This is a genomic window from Catenulispora sp. GAS73 (assembly GCF_041262085.1).
Lineage (GTDB): Bacteria > Actinomycetota > Actinomycetes > Streptomycetales > Catenulisporaceae > Catenulispora.
On record NZ_JBGCCM010000051.1, the window covers coordinates 26,500 to 44,301 of the forward strand.

The 17,802-nt window shown below is 69.7% G+C and carries 14 protein-coding genes; 7 read left to right on the forward strand and 7 right to left on the reverse strand.

Features of this window, described 5'->3' with window-relative positions; genetic code table 11:
- The first annotated feature begins 83 nt into the window (after nucleotides 1-83).
- From ABH935_RS45845 to ABH935_RS45875, 7 genes are all read left to right on the forward strand, one after another.
- The gene (locus ABH935_RS45845; RefSeq protein ID WP_370384298.1) at nucleotides 84-431 is read left to right on the forward strand and encodes a WXG100 family type VII secretion target; all 348 of its coding nucleotides are present in this window, start codon (nucleotides 84-86) and stop codon (nucleotides 429-431) included.
- Nucleotides 432-469: 38 nt separating this feature from the next.
- Entirely contained in the window at nucleotides 470-796 is a 327-nt protein-coding gene (locus ABH935_RS45850) for a WXG100 family type VII secretion target (RefSeq protein WP_370384299.1), read from the forward strand.
- Nucleotides 797-869: 73 nt separating this feature from the next.
- Entirely contained in the window at nucleotides 870-1,283 is a 414-nt protein-coding gene (locus ABH935_RS45855; RefSeq protein ID WP_370384300.1) for a YbaB/EbfC family nucleoid-associated protein, read from the forward strand.
- The gene (locus tag ABH935_RS45860) at nucleotides 1,276-1,635 is read left to right on the forward strand and encodes a hypothetical protein (RefSeq protein WP_370384301.1); all 360 of its coding nucleotides are present in this window, start codon (nucleotides 1,276-1,278) and stop codon (nucleotides 1,633-1,635) included. Before ABH935_RS45855 ends, ABH935_RS45860 begins: the two co-directional genes overlap by 8 nt.
- A gap of 34 nt (nucleotides 1,636-1,669) precedes the next feature.
- Nucleotides 1,670-8,239: a hypothetical protein gene (locus ABH935_RS45865; protein ID WP_370384302.1), complete on the forward strand. Its 6,570-nt coding sequence runs from the start codon at nucleotides 1,670-1,672 to the stop codon at nucleotides 8,237-8,239.
- Between the two features lie 26 nt (nucleotides 8,240-8,265).
- Nucleotides 8,266-9,492: a sensor histidine kinase gene (locus ABH935_RS45870; protein WP_370384303.1), complete on the forward strand. Its 1,227-nt coding sequence runs from the start codon at nucleotides 8,266-8,268 to the stop codon at nucleotides 9,490-9,492.
- Nucleotides 9,489-10,733: a hypothetical protein gene (locus tag ABH935_RS45875; RefSeq protein WP_370384304.1), complete on the forward strand. Its 1,245-nt coding sequence runs from the start codon at nucleotides 9,489-9,491 to the stop codon at nucleotides 10,731-10,733. Before ABH935_RS45870 ends, ABH935_RS45875 begins: the two co-directional genes overlap by 4 nt.
- A 103-nt stretch (nucleotides 10,734-10,836) precedes the next feature.
- Here the strand turns inward: ABH935_RS45875 and ABH935_RS45880 are convergent, their stop codons facing one another.
- From ABH935_RS45880 to ABH935_RS45910, 7 genes are all read right to left on the reverse strand, one after another.
- Complete coding sequence (locus ABH935_RS45880; RefSeq protein WP_370384305.1) at nucleotides 10,837-11,424, reverse strand: hypothetical protein; 588 nt, start codon at nucleotides 11,422-11,424, stop codon at nucleotides 10,837-10,839.
- On the reverse strand, nucleotides 11,421-11,690 hold the full coding sequence (locus tag ABH935_RS45885; RefSeq protein WP_370384306.1) for an ATP-grasp domain-containing protein: 270 nt from the start codon (nucleotides 11,688-11,690) through the stop codon (nucleotides 11,421-11,423). The genes ABH935_RS45880 and ABH935_RS45885 overlap by 4 nt, the downstream gene beginning before the upstream one ends.
- 187 nt (nucleotides 11,691-11,877) lie before the next feature.
- Nucleotides 11,878-13,182, reverse strand: coding sequence for a diaminopimelate decarboxylase (gene lysA, locus ABH935_RS45890; protein WP_370384307.1), 1,305 nt, complete (start codon nucleotides 13,180-13,182; stop codon nucleotides 11,878-11,880).
- Nucleotides 13,183-13,188: 6 nt separating this feature from the next.
- Complete coding sequence (locus ABH935_RS45895; protein ID WP_370384308.1) at nucleotides 13,189-14,463, reverse strand: acetyl-CoA carboxylase biotin carboxylase subunit family protein; 1,275 nt, start codon at nucleotides 14,461-14,463, stop codon at nucleotides 13,189-13,191.
- A 47-nt stretch (nucleotides 14,464-14,510) separates the two neighbouring features.
- The gene (locus ABH935_RS45900) at nucleotides 14,511-16,019 is read right to left on the reverse strand and encodes a class I tRNA ligase family protein (protein ID WP_370384309.1); all 1,509 of its coding nucleotides are present in this window, start codon (nucleotides 16,017-16,019) and stop codon (nucleotides 14,511-14,513) included.
- Nucleotides 16,016-16,378: a cupin domain-containing protein gene (locus ABH935_RS45905; protein WP_370384310.1), complete on the reverse strand. Its 363-nt coding sequence runs from the start codon at nucleotides 16,376-16,378 to the stop codon at nucleotides 16,016-16,018. The genes ABH935_RS45900 and ABH935_RS45905 overlap by 4 nt, the downstream gene beginning before the upstream one ends.
- Nucleotides 16,375-17,781 (reverse strand): lysine N(6)-hydroxylase/L-ornithine N(5)-oxygenase family protein, encoded by a 1,407-nt coding sequence (locus ABH935_RS45910; RefSeq protein WP_370384311.1) that lies wholly within the window; start codon nucleotides 17,779-17,781, stop codon nucleotides 16,375-16,377. The genes ABH935_RS45905 and ABH935_RS45910 overlap by 4 nt, the downstream gene beginning before the upstream one ends.
- Nucleotides 17,782-17,802 lie beyond the last annotated feature (21 nt).

The window sequence follows — 17,802 nt, forward strand, 5'->3', positions numbered from 1 at the left end:
TTAGCGTCGAAGTGTCCCGCCGGAGACGGGACCGCCGCGGCGTGGCGATGTCGCCGGCGACGACGTGGATCGGGGTGAGAACCTTGGCATACCTCTCCGGGCTGAGCGCGTCCCAGCAGGCGCTGGACGCCACCGCGCGCAAGTGCGAGACCACCGGGCAGAGCCTGGCGCAGGGCATGGCGCAGCTCATCGGGAAGATCGAGGACCTGGGCGGCGGCGGTATGGCCGGCGCCACGTACGGCGCGCTGTCCGGCGTCTCCGGCCAGCTCGACGACGGCCTGAAGAAGATCCTGCAAGCGCTCAACGACCTCGCCGGGAAGATGAGCGACGCCTCGCTGAAGTACGGCTCGCACGACAGCGACGCCGCCCAGGAGATCAACTCCGTGGCCGCGGGCGCGGGCGGCGACATCGCCAGCCTGCTGCGCGGCTGACCGGCCCCGGCCACCCCTCATCGGAAGGCGACTCACCCGTGACCGGACCCAGCTACGGCAACGACGGCCAGATCACCTACGACTTCGGGCAGATCACCGACGTCGCGCACGCGATCATCACTTACGAGGGCGCCATGGACGGCTCGCTCGCAGACCTCTACAACTCGTTCAAGGTCCTCTTCCACGCCCCCACCGACGGCAGCGCCTGGACCGGCAAGGCCGCGGACGCCTGCGACGCGGCCCAGCAGGCCTGGCAGAAGGGCGTGGACGAGATCAAGCAGGCGCTCGGCACGCTCGGGCAGAAGCTGCACGCCTCGGTGGACAACATGCAGCAGCTGGAAGCGCAGATCGCCGCGAACATGTGAGGCGGCGCGAGGAACCCGGGCACGCCGCCCGCGCGAGACCTCGCGCCTGGAATCCGAGACAAGGAGCCGGCAGATGGAGCGTCCGGACTGGAGCGTCGTCGGCGGCATGCTCGACGAGCTCAAGCGGGCTTACGCAGGGCTCGACGACACCCAGCGCCGGATGGCGGCGGTCACCGGCGCCGCGCGCTCGCCGGACCGTCTGATCAGGGCGACGGTCGGTCCGCGCGGCCAGCTCCTGGACCTGGAGATCGACCCGCGCACGCTGCGCGACCCCGACTCCAGGGCACTGGCGGCCACGATCCTGGCCACGGTCCGCGCAGCCGTCGAGGAAGCCGCCGGCAAGAGCCGCGCCGTCCTCGACGCCGCCGTGCCCGCCGATATGAGGATCGGTGAGACGGGGATGGGGAAAGCCCTGCTCCACGTTCACGACACGGATTTGATGCGGGAGACGGACCCGATGCGGGAGGCAGGCCGGACCGATGGGTGAGTCGATCGGTGTCGACGGCGTGCCGCAGGCCATCGCGTCCGGCGCCAAGCTGGTGCTGCGAGCCGAGCAGCTCCAGGCGGACCTGGCCGCCAAGGTCGCGGAGATCAAAGCGAAAGAGCACCGACAGGACCTGTTCCCGACCCCCGGCGACGAGTTCTCGACGCCCTTCGCCCCCACCTACACGAAGAACTCGCACTCTCTGCAGGAATTCCTGGCCAAGCCGTCCGCCAACCCCGAGGCCGACCCCGATATCGGCGGGGCGATGGTCAACATCGGGAACTACATCACCGACACGTTCTCGGCCGTGTGGGCCACCGACCAGCAGAACAGCCGGAACATCGGTTCCGTCTGACGACCGGCGCGGGGTGGGGTGGGGGTGACGGGCGATGAGTGAGAGCGACCACGCACTGGCAGAGATCCTGGAGTACATCTCAGAGCTCGAAGCCGACATCCCGGGCGTGCGGAGCTGGGTCGGCGGGATCCTCATCGGCAAGATCCCGCTCACCGACGAGGTCACCGTCTACGAGCTCGCGGACTTGTGGGGCGACGTCCAGAACCTCCTGGTAGCGGCGTCGACCGACGCGCAGAACCTGATGGGTCCGGTCCTCGAATCATGGACCGGCGACGCGGCGGCGAAGTTCGGCCTGTGGTGGGAGGGCTACCTGAACGGCCTGAACGGCCTGGTCGACAACGCCGCCCAGACCCAGCAGGGGGTGCAGGACTTCGGCCTGCAGATCGAGACCATGAAGTTCATGGCGGTCCTCGGGCTGATCATGATGCTGATCACGATCTTCCAGCTGATAGCGCTGGCCTGGGGGACGCTGGGGATCTCGGCGGTCGGCATCTGGCCGACCATCAAGGCCACCGGCGTGGCGATCGCGCAGGTGGCGAAGAACGTGCTGGCGAGCATCGCGAAGATCACCTGGAAGGCGATCGGCGAGTTCATCTGGGATCTGATCCGCCTGTCCCCCAGGCAGATCGTGGCCCGCTCGATGGCCGACGCCCTCCTCGCCCAGGCCGGCGAGTTCCTCCCGGACGAGGTCCTCACCGTCCTGAAGGAGATGGCGCCGGAGGGGGTCGGCGACGTGATGGCGCCGGCCATGGCGCAGGTCCGGAACGAGCTCCGGGACGCCCTGGTCCAGGCCCAGCTGCGGGCCTGGACGGACGCCGGCACCTCGCTGGCCACCACCGCCGGCGACGACGTGCTGGGGCAGTGGGCCGGCCGCCAGATCGGCGAGCAGACGTTCGCCAAGGCCATGTGGCTGTACCTGCGGCCGCGGATCCTCAACGGCATCGCCTTCATGGGCGGCGGCAACCTGCTCGCACAGTTGTTCGAAGTGGCCGGCGGCGAGCGCACGGACCTGAACCTCGGCGAGCTGACGATGAGCACGGCGCAGGGTGCGGTGTTCGGCGCCGCCATGTGGGGCAGCCCGGCCGGGCACGTGCTCGGCAGCACCGCGGCCAGCGCCGCGTTCGCCCTGGTCGACGACGCGCTCAAAGGCGGCGTGGACGACAAGGGCAAACCGGTCGACTGGTGGGGCGACGTCTTGAGCGGGGCACGCTCGGGCTTCGAGGCCGGCGTGGTGTTCGGCATCCACTCGGCGCTGCCCGAGATGAACCTCGGAGCCGACCCCGTGATGCCCGAAGGCGGCCGCGTGACCGGTTTCGGCGAGCTCGACGGAGTACTGACGATCAACGTCGAGCGCGACGGCGTGCAGGTGATGGCGCGCCCGGACTACGTGACGGTGTCGGACGCGAACTCGGGCGCGAAGCTCGTGGTGCGCAACGACGGGACGTTCGACAAGCAGGGGGAGTTCTCGGGGAGCACGCCGGAACCGACGGCGGAGCCGGTGGTGGAGAGTGTGGTGGAGGCGGATCCGCCGGGCACGACCTATCAGCGGCCGGCGGCGGCGGAGCCGGTTCTTCAGGAGACTGAGACGCCGGTCGAGACACCAGCCGGAGCTCCGGCCGAGGCGCCGAGCTCGGAACCCGGGACGCAGGCCAAGCCGGTCGTGGTCGAGGCCGACGCACAGCCCAAGCAGGTCGTGGTCGAAGCCGACACACAAGCCGAGCCCGCCCACTTCGACCCCACCAAGCTGACCAGCCAGGCGCGGGTCCCGGTGATCGAGTCGAGAACCGATCCGCCGCACATCGTGAACCAGGCCGAACCACCGCGCAGCGAACACCAGGCCGAGACGGCGCCGATCGGGAACGAGGCCGAGATCCCGGCGTCCGGGCACGGCCCCCTGAAGATCACGCTCGATCCGGAGACCGTGGCGCATCTGGAAACCGTGCTGGGCAGCTTCGACCCGCAGGCGATCTCCGAGCTCGACATCAAGTCCGAAGGGCCGATGATCAGCTTCGGCCCCAAGAGCGGCGCCAACCGCTGGCACATCGTCATCCACACTGAACCGAACCAGCCGGCCCGTATCCTGGAGACCGGCGCGGGCCTCGCCGACCTCTGGCTCGGACTGCCGACCGACTTCGGCCAGACCGGACCACACCCGGATCGCGCGATCCCGGATCCCACGTTGGTGGCCGTGACCCGTACGGACGTCAACGGCGCGGCCAACCGGGTCTACCTGAACGCGGAGGAGAAGATCCCCGAAGAGTTCCAGGGGAATCAGGATGCGATCTTCGTCATCAACAACCGCGGCTACAAGATCAGGATCGGCCTGCTGGGCGAAGCCCTGCGGGACGGCGGCGTGCTCGTCGTCGAGAGCCGGACAGCCGAGGGCAAAAGCGGGGCGAACCCCGACTACAAGGAGTTCTTCCAGGCGATGCTGCGCGAGCAGGCCAACCCCGGCTCGGAGCTGCCGCCGGGCTACCGACTGGTCGACATCAGTCACTGGCCGACCCATCCCGTCAGTGCGGGCAAAGGCAAGATACTCCCGGCCGAGATCACCAGAGGTCCGCGCCCGGAGGAGGTCCTCGGCGACGGGTTCCACACCGCTGATGCCAAGGATCCCAGGGCGCTGGGCTGGCCGAACTCCCGCATCGTCATCGAGAGGGTGGACCAGGGCCGCTCGCCGATCCAGGCCGTCTTCACCTTGCTCGAACACGGATACTCCGCCGACCTGGTCGGCGAGATCGGCACCAAGTACGGCGACCAGAGCTTGGCGGCGGCCGCGACCATGGTCGAACACGGCGTTCCGCAGGACAAAGTCCTGTCGATCATCGCCCGGGCCGCCAACGCGGACGTGGCGCTGCGCGAATACGTCAAGACCGGCATCGCGGAGGGCACGCTCGGGCCGGTCCACGTCGACGTGGACCGCCAAAGCTTCACCAACCTCGTGCGGCGGGCTTTCGACAGCGGCACCATCGTCAACCTGCGGCCACAGCGGGTGGAGGGGCTGGCTCGGGACTTCGCCGCGAACTCGGACGAGGTCGCCAAGGTCCAGGACCTCGGACACCACGCCGAGCTCCGGCGGGCCGTCGAGTTCGCCGAGCAGGGCAAGGCCGTCGGCATCGCCGGGGTCGACTCAAGCCCCTACGACATCAACGGCGTCCGGGCGAAGCTGACCCCGGGCAAAGCCGACGTCACCGTCTATGAAACGCACACCAGCGGAGAGGCGATCCAGCGTAAGACGCCGCCGACACACGATCCGGAGAGCCTGCTCAAGCACCTGAAAGAGGGCATCACACAGATCCGGGGAGAGAAGAAGGAGATACCTCCGGAGAAGTTTCGTCGTGTTGTCGATCTGGAGGTACAGAACCCCAAGAACCCCTTCTACAGCGTCGACCGTGAGGGTTTCCTTCACACGATGGGCCAGTATCCGGACATCGAGATCTCCAGCGAACTGCTGACCAAGAACGGCGAGCCGATCACCATCCGGGTCTTCAACGGCCACGGCACGTTCGAGTTCGGCCCCGCCGACCTCGGCCCCCGGCCGGCGCACGCAGGGGGCGACGTCTTCGCACGCATCGTGGACGTCGAGACGGCGCTCATCGCCGCCCCCGCCCCGGGCGACATCGATCCGCACCTCGTCGACCAGCTCCGGGACACGGTGGACGCCGTCTTGACCGCAAACCACGACCTGACGCCCGAGCAGGTCGGAAGACTGCAGAGCCTCAAGCTCGACCTGGAGGCCGTCAAGGGCGAGTTCACGAACGACCTCGGCCAGAAACTGCGCCCGCTGGACGGCCTGGAGCGCAACCTGCTCTCGGGCACCATGGTCAAGATCGCCCACACCCTGGCCGGCGGCGTCCCCGAAGCCGCCGACGTGTCCTCCTCGCCGCATCAGATCACGTCGATCACGCCGGACACCGAAAAGTTCGTGAACCAGTTCCAGGGCTTCGAGCACGACCACGCGGCCGAAGCCCAAGCCTTCTTCGACGCAGAGAAAAGCCGCATCGAGGACGCGGCGGCCGCCGAAGTGAGGCGCATCGAGAACAGGGCCGCCGCCGAGGTGGCTCATGCAGAGCAGACCATGCACGAAGTCCTGCAACAGGCCGAGAACAACCTCCCCGCGATGAAAGCCGCCCGGGACCAGAGCGACGCGGAGCTGCGTCAGCTGCGGCTGCGGATGTTCGGTGAGGCCGTCCCGCCGGAACCGAAGGTGCTGGCCGCCGAATTGCAGGGCCAACGGACGGCACTGAGTCGGCTCGACGCTCAGCATGCTGCTTCGCTCCGGTTCTCGGCGACGCTCAAGGAGGCCGGCGACGCCTTGACCTTCATGGAACAGCTGGCCCACGCCTACCAGGCCCGCATGGAATCCGCTCGCCAGTACGTGGAACAGTACGACGCCGAGGCCGGGGTGACGCCGAGCAGGGGGCTGTTCCAGGACTCCGAGACACGATGGCGCCAGGTCCTGCTCGACCATCTCGCCGATCAGGCCACCCGCGCGGTCCAGGACGCCCGGGAGCTGCACGCTCTGGTGGAAGAGGCGCTGAACCAGCACCAAGGCGGCACCCCGGACAGACGGCTCGCCGGCCTGTTCGCGGATTTCACCCAGAGCTCGCATCGCGACCAGGCGGTCGCAGCCGTCCAGGACGCGCTGCTGGTTCACCAGCACTTCACCGACAACGGCCTCACACCGCTCCTGGAGGACTCCGATCGTCTGATCGACGCCTGGACCGAGCAGCGCGACGCCCTGGCGCACAGCGTCCGCGGGCTGCGCGCGCAGCTCATCGATCTGGACAGCCGCCGGGACCTGGCAGGCCGCCAGAGAAGGATCACGCAGGTCGGCACCAGCCTGGAGCAGGCGACTGAGGCCCTCCGGGGCAAGGAGAGCGCGCTTCGGGAACGGTGGCTGAAGGACCCCGGCTCACTGCCGACGCGGAAGGCGGTGTTGGAAAGCCAGATCTCTGATCTGCGCGTCGCCCTTCCCGAAGCGTGGCGCCGCGGCGACCAAGCCGCCGTCTGGTCGATCAGCGACGACCTCAACCGGGCCCAAGCCCACATCGCATGGATCGACCAGCAGCCGGCGCATACCCCGACGATTGGCCCTGCCGGGGATCCGACCGCGGCCCGCCAGGCTCTCAGCGCGGCGGCGGCCCCCGCCTTCCAGCAGCGCTACTCCGGTCTCACGGCGGAGGCGCTGCGCACCCATCTTGACGACCAGCTGTCGGCGCACGGCTTGCAGCAAACGTGGCACATCTGGGAGCAGCGCCGGCGCGAAGGCTACGTCACCGGCATCACCGACCTCACCGAAGCCCAAGCCAAGCTCCACGCCCTCCAGAACGACCACGCGACGCCGCCGTCCGACGTCCGGGCCCAGCAAGCTGTCGTGAACGACCTCGCCGCCCGACACGCCGCCTGGCACATCGGTCAGCCCGGCGACGTCCCCGAGCACCAGGTCGGCGCCGGCTTCCGCGACGTGGCCGTCCCCGGGCAGGTGGAAGACCTCACCGCGCTGGGCAATCCGAAAGACTGGCCGGTGACGGTGAGCGTGGAGAAGCTGGAGACCCCCTCGGCGACCTACTACCACGCACATCGCAATGTCCTGAAGGACTTCTTCACCGCGAAGACCGCCGCACCGGACGTCATCGGCGGCCGGCTCCCGATCGAGCTGACCCAGGAGACCGGGCACTGGAAGGTCCAGCTCAACGACGGGACAGTCCTGGACGTGCGAGCGCACAAGCCGGTCTCACTCGTCATCGACAGCGGACCGGCCTGGCGCGGCGGCCTTTCCATGCTGCGCCTGGACGGGGGGCTCGGCGCCGTCGGCCTGCCGGGCCACCTCCCACCGCTGGTCGGGAAGGTGGGGCCGATCGCCGTCATCGGCAGCCTGAGCGGCCGCCTGGGAAACGTCGATCTACAGTACAACCCGGTGCTCCGCCGCGACTTCTACACCTATGAGCACATAGGCGCGCAGACCATTGACATCAAAGTCCTGTCCGATCCGGGCCACAGGTTCCCGAAGAAGTGGCAGATCCAGACGCCGAGCCAAGGCACGGTGCTCGCCGGCGTCGAGAGGACCCTGCAGTTCTACACGAAATGGGGCGTGCAGGCGATCGCCGTGCCGATGCTGCAGTTCGCGTGGGGCGACCCGGCGCACGGGCTGGACTCCCTCGTTCCCTTCCTGCAGGTCGGTGGCGTGGGTGTCGTGCAGATCACCGGGGAGGCGGTGAAGGTGAGGGACGCGGCCACCTTGCGGCCGCTGCGCACCGAGTTGTCGGTCGGCGCCGAATGGCTCGTCGGCGACTTCATCAGCTTGCCGAGCCATATCGGTGGAATCCGGCTGCACCCGGACGTGAGCCGGCTGGCCGGCTGGGACCCGGGACCGGGCACAGTGATGACGAACCATGTGAAGGGCATCGACCTGACGCCTTTCGTCAAGCACCACGGCGCTGCGATCCTGGCCAGGACGCCCTGGCTCGGCGAGACGATCCAGCGGCGCGCGATCGCCCGGCAGCAGGCCGAAGATGCTCGGCTCGCGGCAGTCGCGCAGCACGACAACGAGGTACGTCGGCATTTGGAGATGCTGAAGTACGGATCCGGAGAGCACAGGTGACCACGTCCGGCGGCACGGCGAGGCCCGTGACGGCTTCCGGCCCGCGGTCGGCGGGCACCGCCGCCGCGCGTACCGCCACCGCGCGCACCGAGACGACGTTGGCGTGGGCGTGGAGCGGCTTCCGGGTCGGGGCCGCCATCGTCCTGCTCGCGACCGTCGCGACAGCCGTCCCGCACGGTGCGCGGGTGATACCGGAGACGGCGCTGACCCTTGTGGTCGTCGCCGACTGCGTCCTGATCAGCGCTGTGTGCCTGCGGTCGGGACTGATACCGCTCGTCTGGGCCGGAGTCGACGCGGTCTGCGTCATCGCGGTGGTGGGCATGTCGTCGTGGCCCTCGGTGCTGCCGGGTCCCGCCGGCCAGAGCTACTTCTACAACTTCACCGTCATCGCGGCACCGGCGTTCGGCCTGCCCGCGTGGCGCTCATCGGTCACCGCGGCCGCCGCGGCGGGTCTGGCGTTCACGGACTTCTTCCCGTCTTTGCGACCCGGTTCCTCCTACCCTCGGTGGAACGCACTGCCCGACGCCGTGACGATCGTCGGCGTGGCGGTGCTCGCCGCCGTGCTCGCCCGGCTGCTCCGCAGCTCGGCGGCCACGTTGGACGGGCACCGCCAGGCCGCTGTGGAACGCGCGTCGCTGTTGGCACGGCAGCGAGAACGCCTGCGTCAGCAGGCTGATCTCAGCACGCATCTGACGGCCACGGTCGAAGCCCTCGCCGCCGACGACGCGATCGGCGATCCGGCCATCGCCGAGCGGCTCCGCGTCGAGGCGCGAGCGCTGCGGCGGCTCGTCGAGGCCGGACATTCGGCACCCGGTTCCGGACTGCTCGCCGAGTTGCACGAGGTCGTGACCGAGAAGGCCGCGACCGGCCTGCACGTCGCGTTCGAACCCGGCCAGGACGCGGCGGTGCTCGCGGACGCACTCGCTCCCCCGGTCGCCGGCGCGCTGGCCGCGGCGGCTCGCGAAGCACTGACCAACGTGCGCAAGCACTCCGGTTCCGATCGTGCGGAGCTCATCCTCGCGATCGCCGACGGCGGCGTACTCCTGACGATCGCCGATCGCGGACGCGGTTACGACGCGTCGGCCACCGCCGAGGGCTTCGGTCAGCGCCGCTCACTGCGGCAACGGATCGCCGGCGTCGGCGGAGAGGTCGAGATCGATTCGGCCCCGGGTGCCGGGACCCGGGTCCGGCTGTGGGTTCCGCTGGCAGCCGAAGGCGCCGTGGCGGCGGAGGGAGACACGGGACCGCGATGACTCTGCGATTGTTCCGGCTCTGGTGGCTGCAACGTGTGCCGCCTTTGCATGCCCGGCTCGTTCTGTTGCTGGGCTTGGCGATCCGCTTCTCCGGCATCCTGATGCTCGCCTTCACCCTCCCGGCGATCTGGGGCCACATGGCCCACCCCTGGTGGAGCGCGCTGCTGGCGCTGGTACTGGCCGCCGAGAACGCCGCCGTCGCCGCCTGGTGGCTCGCGCGCCGCCGGCCCGACCCCCGGGTGCTGTGGCTCGATCTGCCGACCGGCGCGGCCGCGATCCTGATCGGCACCTGGCTCGCGCCACGGCACGGCGCCCAGAGCTGGGCACTTTTCGTGTACCCGAACACGGTGCTGCTCAGCTTCGTGACCGGCATGCTCTGCCGCGGCGCCGCCACCGCCTTCGCCGGCGGCGCGCTGTGGGCCTCGGCAGACGTCGCGGCCACGCTCATGTTCCGCGACGCCGCCGTCGCCACCGCGGTCGAGCCGGCGCTGGCCTACCTGGTGAACCCCCTGATCGGCTGGCGCGGCGGCAGTATGCTGCGCCGCAACGAGGAAGCGCTGGCGACCGCCCTGGCCGCCGAGGTACGCGACACCGCGGAACTCGCCGCCACCGCGCAGAAGTGGCGCCTGGCCACGGCGCTGCACGACGGAGTGTTGCAGACTCTTGAGACGCTGCGCCGCAGTACGGACCTGGTCGACCCGGGCCTGCGCGAACAGGTGACCGAACGCGCGACCTGGCTGCGCCGCTACATCGAAACCGGCCACGCCGATCAGAGCTCTGATTTCCGAGTCGACCTGGACGCGGTGGTGACGGCGGCCCGGCAGGCCGGAATCGTCGTCGAGATGAACGCCGCGCGGCTGCTCGCAGCCGAGGACGTCACCGAACACCCGTCCACAGAACCGTCCGCGCCGACGACCGACCGTCCCGACCCCGCCGCCACCACACAGGCCGTCCCACTGCTCGCCGCCCCGCAACGCGAAGCAATGGTCGAGGCGTTGTTCCAGACCATCAGCGCCTTCGGCACCCACCCCACCGGGGTGATCATGGTGCGGGCCGTCCCGGACCGCGGCGGCGTGTTCATGACCGTCCTGTCCACCGGCGACACCACACCCACCGCCTCGGACATCGCGGACGTCGGCACCCGGCTGGAGTCCGCGGGCGGCTGGCTGAAACTGGCGCCGGTACCGTGCGTCGAACTGTGGGTGCCCGGGCCGGACCAGGCAGCGGCGGCAGCGGAGTGACCGCGGCAGACACCCAGAGCGGGCGAGCAGGGGTTATCTGGACTCAGGCTCCCCCCGTGTGACTGACCAATTGCGCTGAGGCGTATCACGATGGAGGGCGCCGTCACCGCCCGGAGGGCCAGCCGTTCGGGGTGTAGGTGAGATGCAGGCCGGTGGGACCGATCCGCCGTGTTCGGCCCGGCTTCCAGCGCGAGGGCCAGATCTCGACGCATTGATACCGGCCCGTCCCGGCGGCATCCCGGTCGGCGGCCGGGAGCTCCTCGACGAAGTGCCGCACCCAGGCGCCTTCTCGCTCGAACGCCGGGCCGCTGCCGACGACGAACAGCGTCTCGGCCGCGGTGGCATAGCGCAGGTGATGAGGGAAGTCCCGGTCGCGCGTCCACGCCGACACGCGGAACTGCATCGAGGCGTGGACGAAGACGACGTCGAGCGGTCGTTCCCGCCACGGATCAGCCTGCGGCGGCCGGTTCGACCGGACCGGTAGGTAGACCAGCGACCGCGGGGACCGCATCGCCAGCGCCCACGCGGCGGCGAAGTCGAGCCCGGCTCCGAGATCCGCCAGGATCTCGTAGTAGGAGCGTCCGGCGTGCACGTAGAGATGCCGAGAGAGCCGCTCGGCACGGATCACCCGAAACTCGCGGCCACCCGAGGCGACGCGCGAGATCCGGGTGCTGAGCGTCAGAGGTCTCATGCCGGGCGCACGAAGTGCAGGTCGCACTCAGCGGTTTCCCAGGCGGGATGCGCCGCAGCCGGCATGACGTCGAGCACGCGGTCCGGGTCGGCGGCATAGGAGTCGGCGAACACCGCGTACCGCGACGCGGTGCGGACCTCGCCGTCCAGCACGAACAGCCGGTGCTCGCGCGCGAAGGTGACGATTTCGCTGACCTGTACCGGGGTCTGCGCCGGGAGCTTGTCCGGTCCGGGCAGACGGGTCCCGTCGGCGTAGACGCCGGCCACGCAGCGTGCGGCTCCAGCACGGCGAGCCCGAGCGCCGGAGCCACCTTGTCGGCGAACAGCGGTCCGCCGTAGTAGTGACTCGTGCCGCCGAGCCTTTCCGGGACGGGGTACGAGACGTCAGCCGTTACCAGCGGGCGGACTGCGCAGCCCAACGTTGAGTCGCCCTGTTCGTCAATTCCGCAGCGCGCTAATCCATCGCCATTTCGGCCGCGAGCAGCTCGGAAATGGTCTGCCGTCGCCGGATCAAGCGGGCCTGCGGACCGTCGACCAGGACTTCCGGAATCAGGGGGCGGGAGTTGTAGGTCGAGGACATGCTGGCGCCGTAAGCACCGGTGTCGTGGAAGACGAGCAGGTCGCCGACCTCGGTGCGGGGCAGCGGGATCGGCTCGACGTCGCCTCCCGCGTTCTGGGTGAACACGTCGCCGGACTCGCACAGGGGACCGGCCAGGACCGTGTCACGCAGGTCGGTGGTGCGCACCTGTCCGCGCGGGTCCAGGACGGACACGCGGTGGGCGCTTCCGTACATCGCCGGGCGCATCAGGTCGTTGAAGCCCGCGTCGCCGAGGACGAACCAATTGGTCCCGACCGGCTTTTGGGCTCGGACCTCGGCGAGCAGGACGCCGGAGTTCGCCACCAGGAAGCGGCCCGGTTCGATCTCCAGTCGGACCGGGTGGCCGAGTTCGTCGGCGAGTTCGCGACGCGCGGCGTCCCACAGGCGGAAGTACCTGTCGGTGTCGACCTCCGGCTGGCCCGGGGCGTAGGGGACGGACAGGCCGCCTCCGGCGGAGATCGCGCGCAGGTCGCGGCCGGCCAGGCGGACTTGCTTGACCATGGTTTCGCAGACGGATTCCAGGTGGCCGTAGTCCACGCCGGAGCCGATGTGCATGTGCAGGCCGATCAGGTCCAGGCCGTGGCGGTCCACCAACTCCAGGCTCTCGGCCAGGTGCTCGTGCCAGATGCCGTGCTTGCTGTGCTCGCCGCCGGTGTTGGTCTTGCGGCTGTGCCCGTGGCCGAAGCCGGGGTTGACGCGGATCCACACCGGGTGCCCCGGGGAGGCGGCCCCGACCTGCTCCAGCATCTGCGGCGAACCGGCGTTGACCGGGACGCGCGACTCGACCACGCGGGCCAGGGCGCCGCGGTCCAGCAGGTCGGCGGTGAAGACGACCGGCTCGTCGTCGGCGCCGACCTCGTAGCCGGCCGCCAGGGCCCGCTCGACCTCGCCTTCGGAGACGGCGTCGACCAGGACGCCCTCCTGCCGCATCAGGCGCAGGATGTGGATGTTGGAGCAGGCCTTCTGGGCGAATCTGATGACGTCGAAGGCCTGCAACTTGGCGATCTGGCCGCGGATGGTGGCGGCGTCGTAGACCCACAGGGGCGTGCCGTACCGGGCGGCCAGGCCGGCCAGGCGCGGTCCGTCGATCGCCCCCGGCAGGGCCGGCGGCTCGTAGTGCGGACCGACGAGCGCAGCCGCGGGCGTCACAGAGGAAGGCATTCGCACTCAGTCCTTCTCGCCGATCATCAGCTTCACGCCGAGATTCTGCTCCAGAGTCCGCAGAATCTGCTCGGCTGCCCGAACCACGGACGGATGATCTTGTTCGCGCAGGATGAACCGGGCCACGACCTGCCCGGCGGCCACCGCTCGGCCCGGGCCGGTGCGATAATCGGCGAAGTCCACGACCTGCAGCACCGCCGGGTGCAGTCGGACGCTTTCGAGCGTGGCGTCCGCACGCAGGGTGCCGGCCTCCAGGGCCATGACCTTGCGACCGCCCACACACCCGTTCGTCGGGCCCGGGAGTCCGACCTTGGCGGCCGGATCGAGGATGTCCAGCAGATGGGTGAAGATGTCCGTCGCGGTCGCGTGCCGGTAGATGGTGGGCAGGGCGCCGCCCATCACCCTCGGGTTGACCTCCACCAGGACCGGGCCCCGCTCGGTGAGGATGATCTCCAGGTGGAACACCCCGAGGTCCAGGCCGATGGCCCGGCAGACCGCGATCGCGTAGGTCTCACACGCCGCCCGTTGCTCTTCGGGAAGGTTGGCCGGGATGTAGGAGCCGAGTTCCACCACCTCGTCGCCGGCCCACCGGAACCGGCCGGAGACGCAGAAGGGGAAGAACTCGCCGTCCCTGACTCCCAGTTCCACCGACACCAGCGGGCCCACGAGGTACTCCTCGACGAGGACGCCGCGCCGGAACTGCTCGCGCCAGCCGGCCGGGACCGCATCCGTTCCCGTCAAGATGCTGTGGCAGGCCGCCGTCGCCTCGGACGGGTCGCGGGCCACGTGTGACAGCAGGCTGTCGCCTCCGGACGGCGGCTTGAGGATGACCGGGTACCCGATCCGCTCGGCCGCCGCCAAGACCTGTTCCTCGTCTTCGGCGAGGGCCCACTGCGCGGTGGCCAGGCCGGCGTGCTCCAGGGCCGCGCGACAGCGGTCTTTGCGCCGGGCGGTCAGGACGGCCTCCGGGCAGGTGCTCCGCAGCCCGAGACGGCGGGACGCCAGCGCCACGGCCTCGGTGCTCATCTCGTGCTGGCTGGTGACGACGTCGATGGCGTGGTCGGCATGACAGTCGGCGAGCGCCTTGGCGACGGCGTCCGCGTCGGTGGTCGCCACGTCGTCGATCAGCCGATCCGCCATGCCGAGGATCCGGAGGTTCCGTTCGGTGCGCGGATACAGCGGATCCGGGGACTGAAGGAAGGTGACCCGGTGACCGGCCTCCTTCGCGAGCCGGACGGCCTCCAGCGCGGCGGGGTTGGAATCTACGAACGCGATATGCATGGGGTCTGCCTTGCGTGGGTGATCGGGGTGCGGGCGTCGCCGCCGCGTCACAGTGCCGTGATGGTCAGGTCGGTCAGATCCGGCACGGTGTCGGCCGCACCGAGCAGGTCGGCGAGCTGTCGCGCCAGGTCTGGCATCACAGGCGCGGTCTGCTCGGCGAAGGCTTTGAGCCCGGTGACGGCAAGCGAGGGGTCGTCGGCGGCCCTGGCGGCCAGCAGGGCGAGCAGGTTGGCCGAGGTGTCGGCGGCCAGCCGCAGCGAGAAGGTCTCCAGGCTGTAGGCACGGCTCATGCGATCGCGATAGCGGACGAGGATCGCGTCGATGGACGGACTGCTCGACGTGCTCTGTCCGATTCGCGGGGCGAGTGCGCTTCGGATCGCCGCCAGCGGCTCGTGCAGACGGGTGCGCACGACGCTGACGAACTCCGGCTCCCTGAAATCAGCCGTCTGATGTTCGGGGTTGGCCAGAGTCAGGTAGAAACGGACGTTGTCCGCTCCGTATTTGCCGACAAGATCGCGCGCCCAGATCAGATGCCGCCTGCTCGTGGAGAACTTCGAGCCCTCCAGGTGGTAGAACTCGTTGGTGATGATCGCCGTCGGCTCGACGAGGCCGCCGTGGGCCCAGACCAGGCCCAGGTGGGCGAAGGCGAAGTAGAAGGTGTTGTCGTAACCCAGGAACTGCACGAGTTCGAAGCCTGAGTCGGCGGCCCACACGTCGGCCGTGCGGTCCGGGAGACGGCGTGCGCGAGCGGTTTCGGTCATGATCCCCAGGGCGGGCAGCATCTCCGCCCAGACGTTGAACACCTGGCCCTCGAAGCCCGCGATCCCGACGGGCACACCCCAGGCAGCCGGATACGTCACGGGGAAGTCCGGAAGCGGGCGGGACAGCATCTCCTCGACGAAGCGAAGCACGTGGGGACGCATGGTCGCGGCCCGGGCACGGTAGAAGTCGACGAACCGCTCGCGGTAGTCCTCCAGCGGCAGGACGAGGATCTCGACCGCGCGCGGCTCGGTCTCCGCGTCCGCGGCGGCGCCGGACGCGGTCGGGTACAGCAGCGAATTGACGTCGTTGGGGTGCCCGCAGCTCTCGCAGATCGCGCCGCAGGTCTCGATCAGGCACTCGGGGCAGTAGCCCGTGGCGAAGGCCTCCACGAGGAAGCGGTCGGTGTCCGCGCAGAAGGGGAAGCTCCAAAGACGCCGCTTCAGTTTCCCCTGGCGATACAGCCCGGCGAAGAATTCCCGGACTTCGGTGCGATACGCCTCATCGGGGCTGGTGAACGCGTCGATGTCGACTCCGGCGAGACCGAGCGTCTCGCGGATCTCCTCGGTGCAGCGTGCCGCGAGCTCTGTCGGCTCCTCACCGAGCCGCTGCGCGGTGGTGACCACATAGGTCTGGTGGTCGTCGCCGCCTGAGGCGTAGAGGACGGTGTGGCCGAGCATCCGCTGAGCGCGAGCGAAGACGTCGGCGCCGAGGTAGGGCCCCGACAGGTGCCCGACGTGCAGGTCTCCGTTGGTGGTGGGCGGGGTGGCGGTGACCAGGAAGTTGCGGGGGCTCACGAGCCACCCCCGAGCGGACCGAGCGACCAGACCGACAGCAGTTCGAGGTCCTCGGTGGTCGAGGTGTTGACGAACCGGTGGACCTGATCCCCTTCGACCACCAGCGCGTCACCTGGCTGGATATCAGCCCGGACACCCTCGACCTCGACGTATCCGCTGCCGCGGATCACATAGAAGTGTTCGAAGTCCTCGTGCGAGTGGGCCGTGGTGGCCGTGTCGGGAGCCACGGTGCAGACACCCATACCGGTGTCCGAGGGACCGGGTCTCCCCCATGGCAGGATGCGGCGGAAATCGCAGCCGTACTCCCGGGCCGTGGGTGCGTCGGCGCGCCGCTGGATTTGGATTCGCAGGTCGCTCATGCGTGGACTCCTTGCGGACGATGATCGGGGCGGGAGAACTCCGTGCCGCCCAGGACGGATGACGGCCCGGGAGGCACGGCGGTGGGACGTGCGGGATGGGACCGCAGGGCGTCGAGGATGTCGCCCGCGCGGTGGGCGAGCAGCGAGAGCAACGTGCTGGCCAGGCCGTGGGTGTGTTCGGCGGCTCCGTGCGCGAACACGCGCGGGGTGAACTCCGGCACCGTGCGGATCGAGTAGTCGCGCTCGATCACGAGCCGGCCCTCCGCGTCGCGTATCAGGTACCGGTCGATGCCGGCCAGCAGACCGCGTGCGTCGCGGAAGTCGTAGCCGGTGGCCAGGACGACGGCGTCGAACTCCTCGACATCGGTCACACCCTCGATGACGTCGCGCACGGTCGCGCGGACCGTTCGGCCCCGGGACTCGCACGCGAGCAGTTCGGTGAACCGGCGCACCTGGAGGCGCCGCGCGCCGGTCACCTGCTGCTCGTACAGCAGCCCGGCGATGGCGTCGATGTCCGCCTCGTCGACGGCCGCGTAGTTGGTGGTGCGCAAGTCGGCGAGGACGCCTTCGCGACGAGACGCCGGAGCCGCGTGGAACATGTCGACCGAAGCCGGGTCGAAGATCGCGTTGGCCAGGGCGCTGCTGTTCGCCGGCATCAGGGCGAAGCCGCGATGGATGAGCGTGACCGTCGCCCTGGGGAACTCCGCGGCCAGGTACTGGAAGATCTCCGCGGCGCTCTGTCCCGCGCCCACCAGCAGGAACCGCAGCGGTGCCTCCCGGCCGGCGTCCCGGAACGCCTGGACGCCGGTGAGGAAGGAACTGCTGTGGAAGACCGCTCCGGTGGCGAGTGCCTCGTCCTCGACGGCGGCCGGGATGACCGGGTCGCCGCCGGGTGCCAGGGACAGATGGTCGGCCGCGACGGTGCCCGGCGTACCGTCAGGGCCCTGGTAGTCCACCTCCAGATGGCTGACGCGTCCGTCCGGTCCGCAGACCGGACGGACGGTGTGGACGCGGCTGTCGTAGCTGACATACGACGCCAGTTGGTCGGCTGCCCACCGGAAGTACTCGACGAACTCGCTCCGGGTGGGGTTGAGCGTGGCCAGGTTGAGGAACTGCTCCAGGCGGCCGTGGGCCACCAGGAAGTTGACGAAGCTGAAGGGGCTGGTCGGCTCGCGGGGGGTGACCAGGTCCTTGAGGAAGGCGACCTGCATCCGGGCGCCGGGCAGCAGCATGGCGGGATGCCAGGCGAAGGACGGGCTGGATTCCAGGAAGTGCAGGTCGGCCGAGGTGTCGGCGGCTCCCAGGGTGGTGGCGTGGAGCGCGGCCATGGACAGGTGCGAGGGACCGAACCCGACACCCACCAGCCGTCGGCGTGGGAGTGCCGCGGTGGAAGCACTGGTCATCGTGGTCGTCTCCACTCTTCG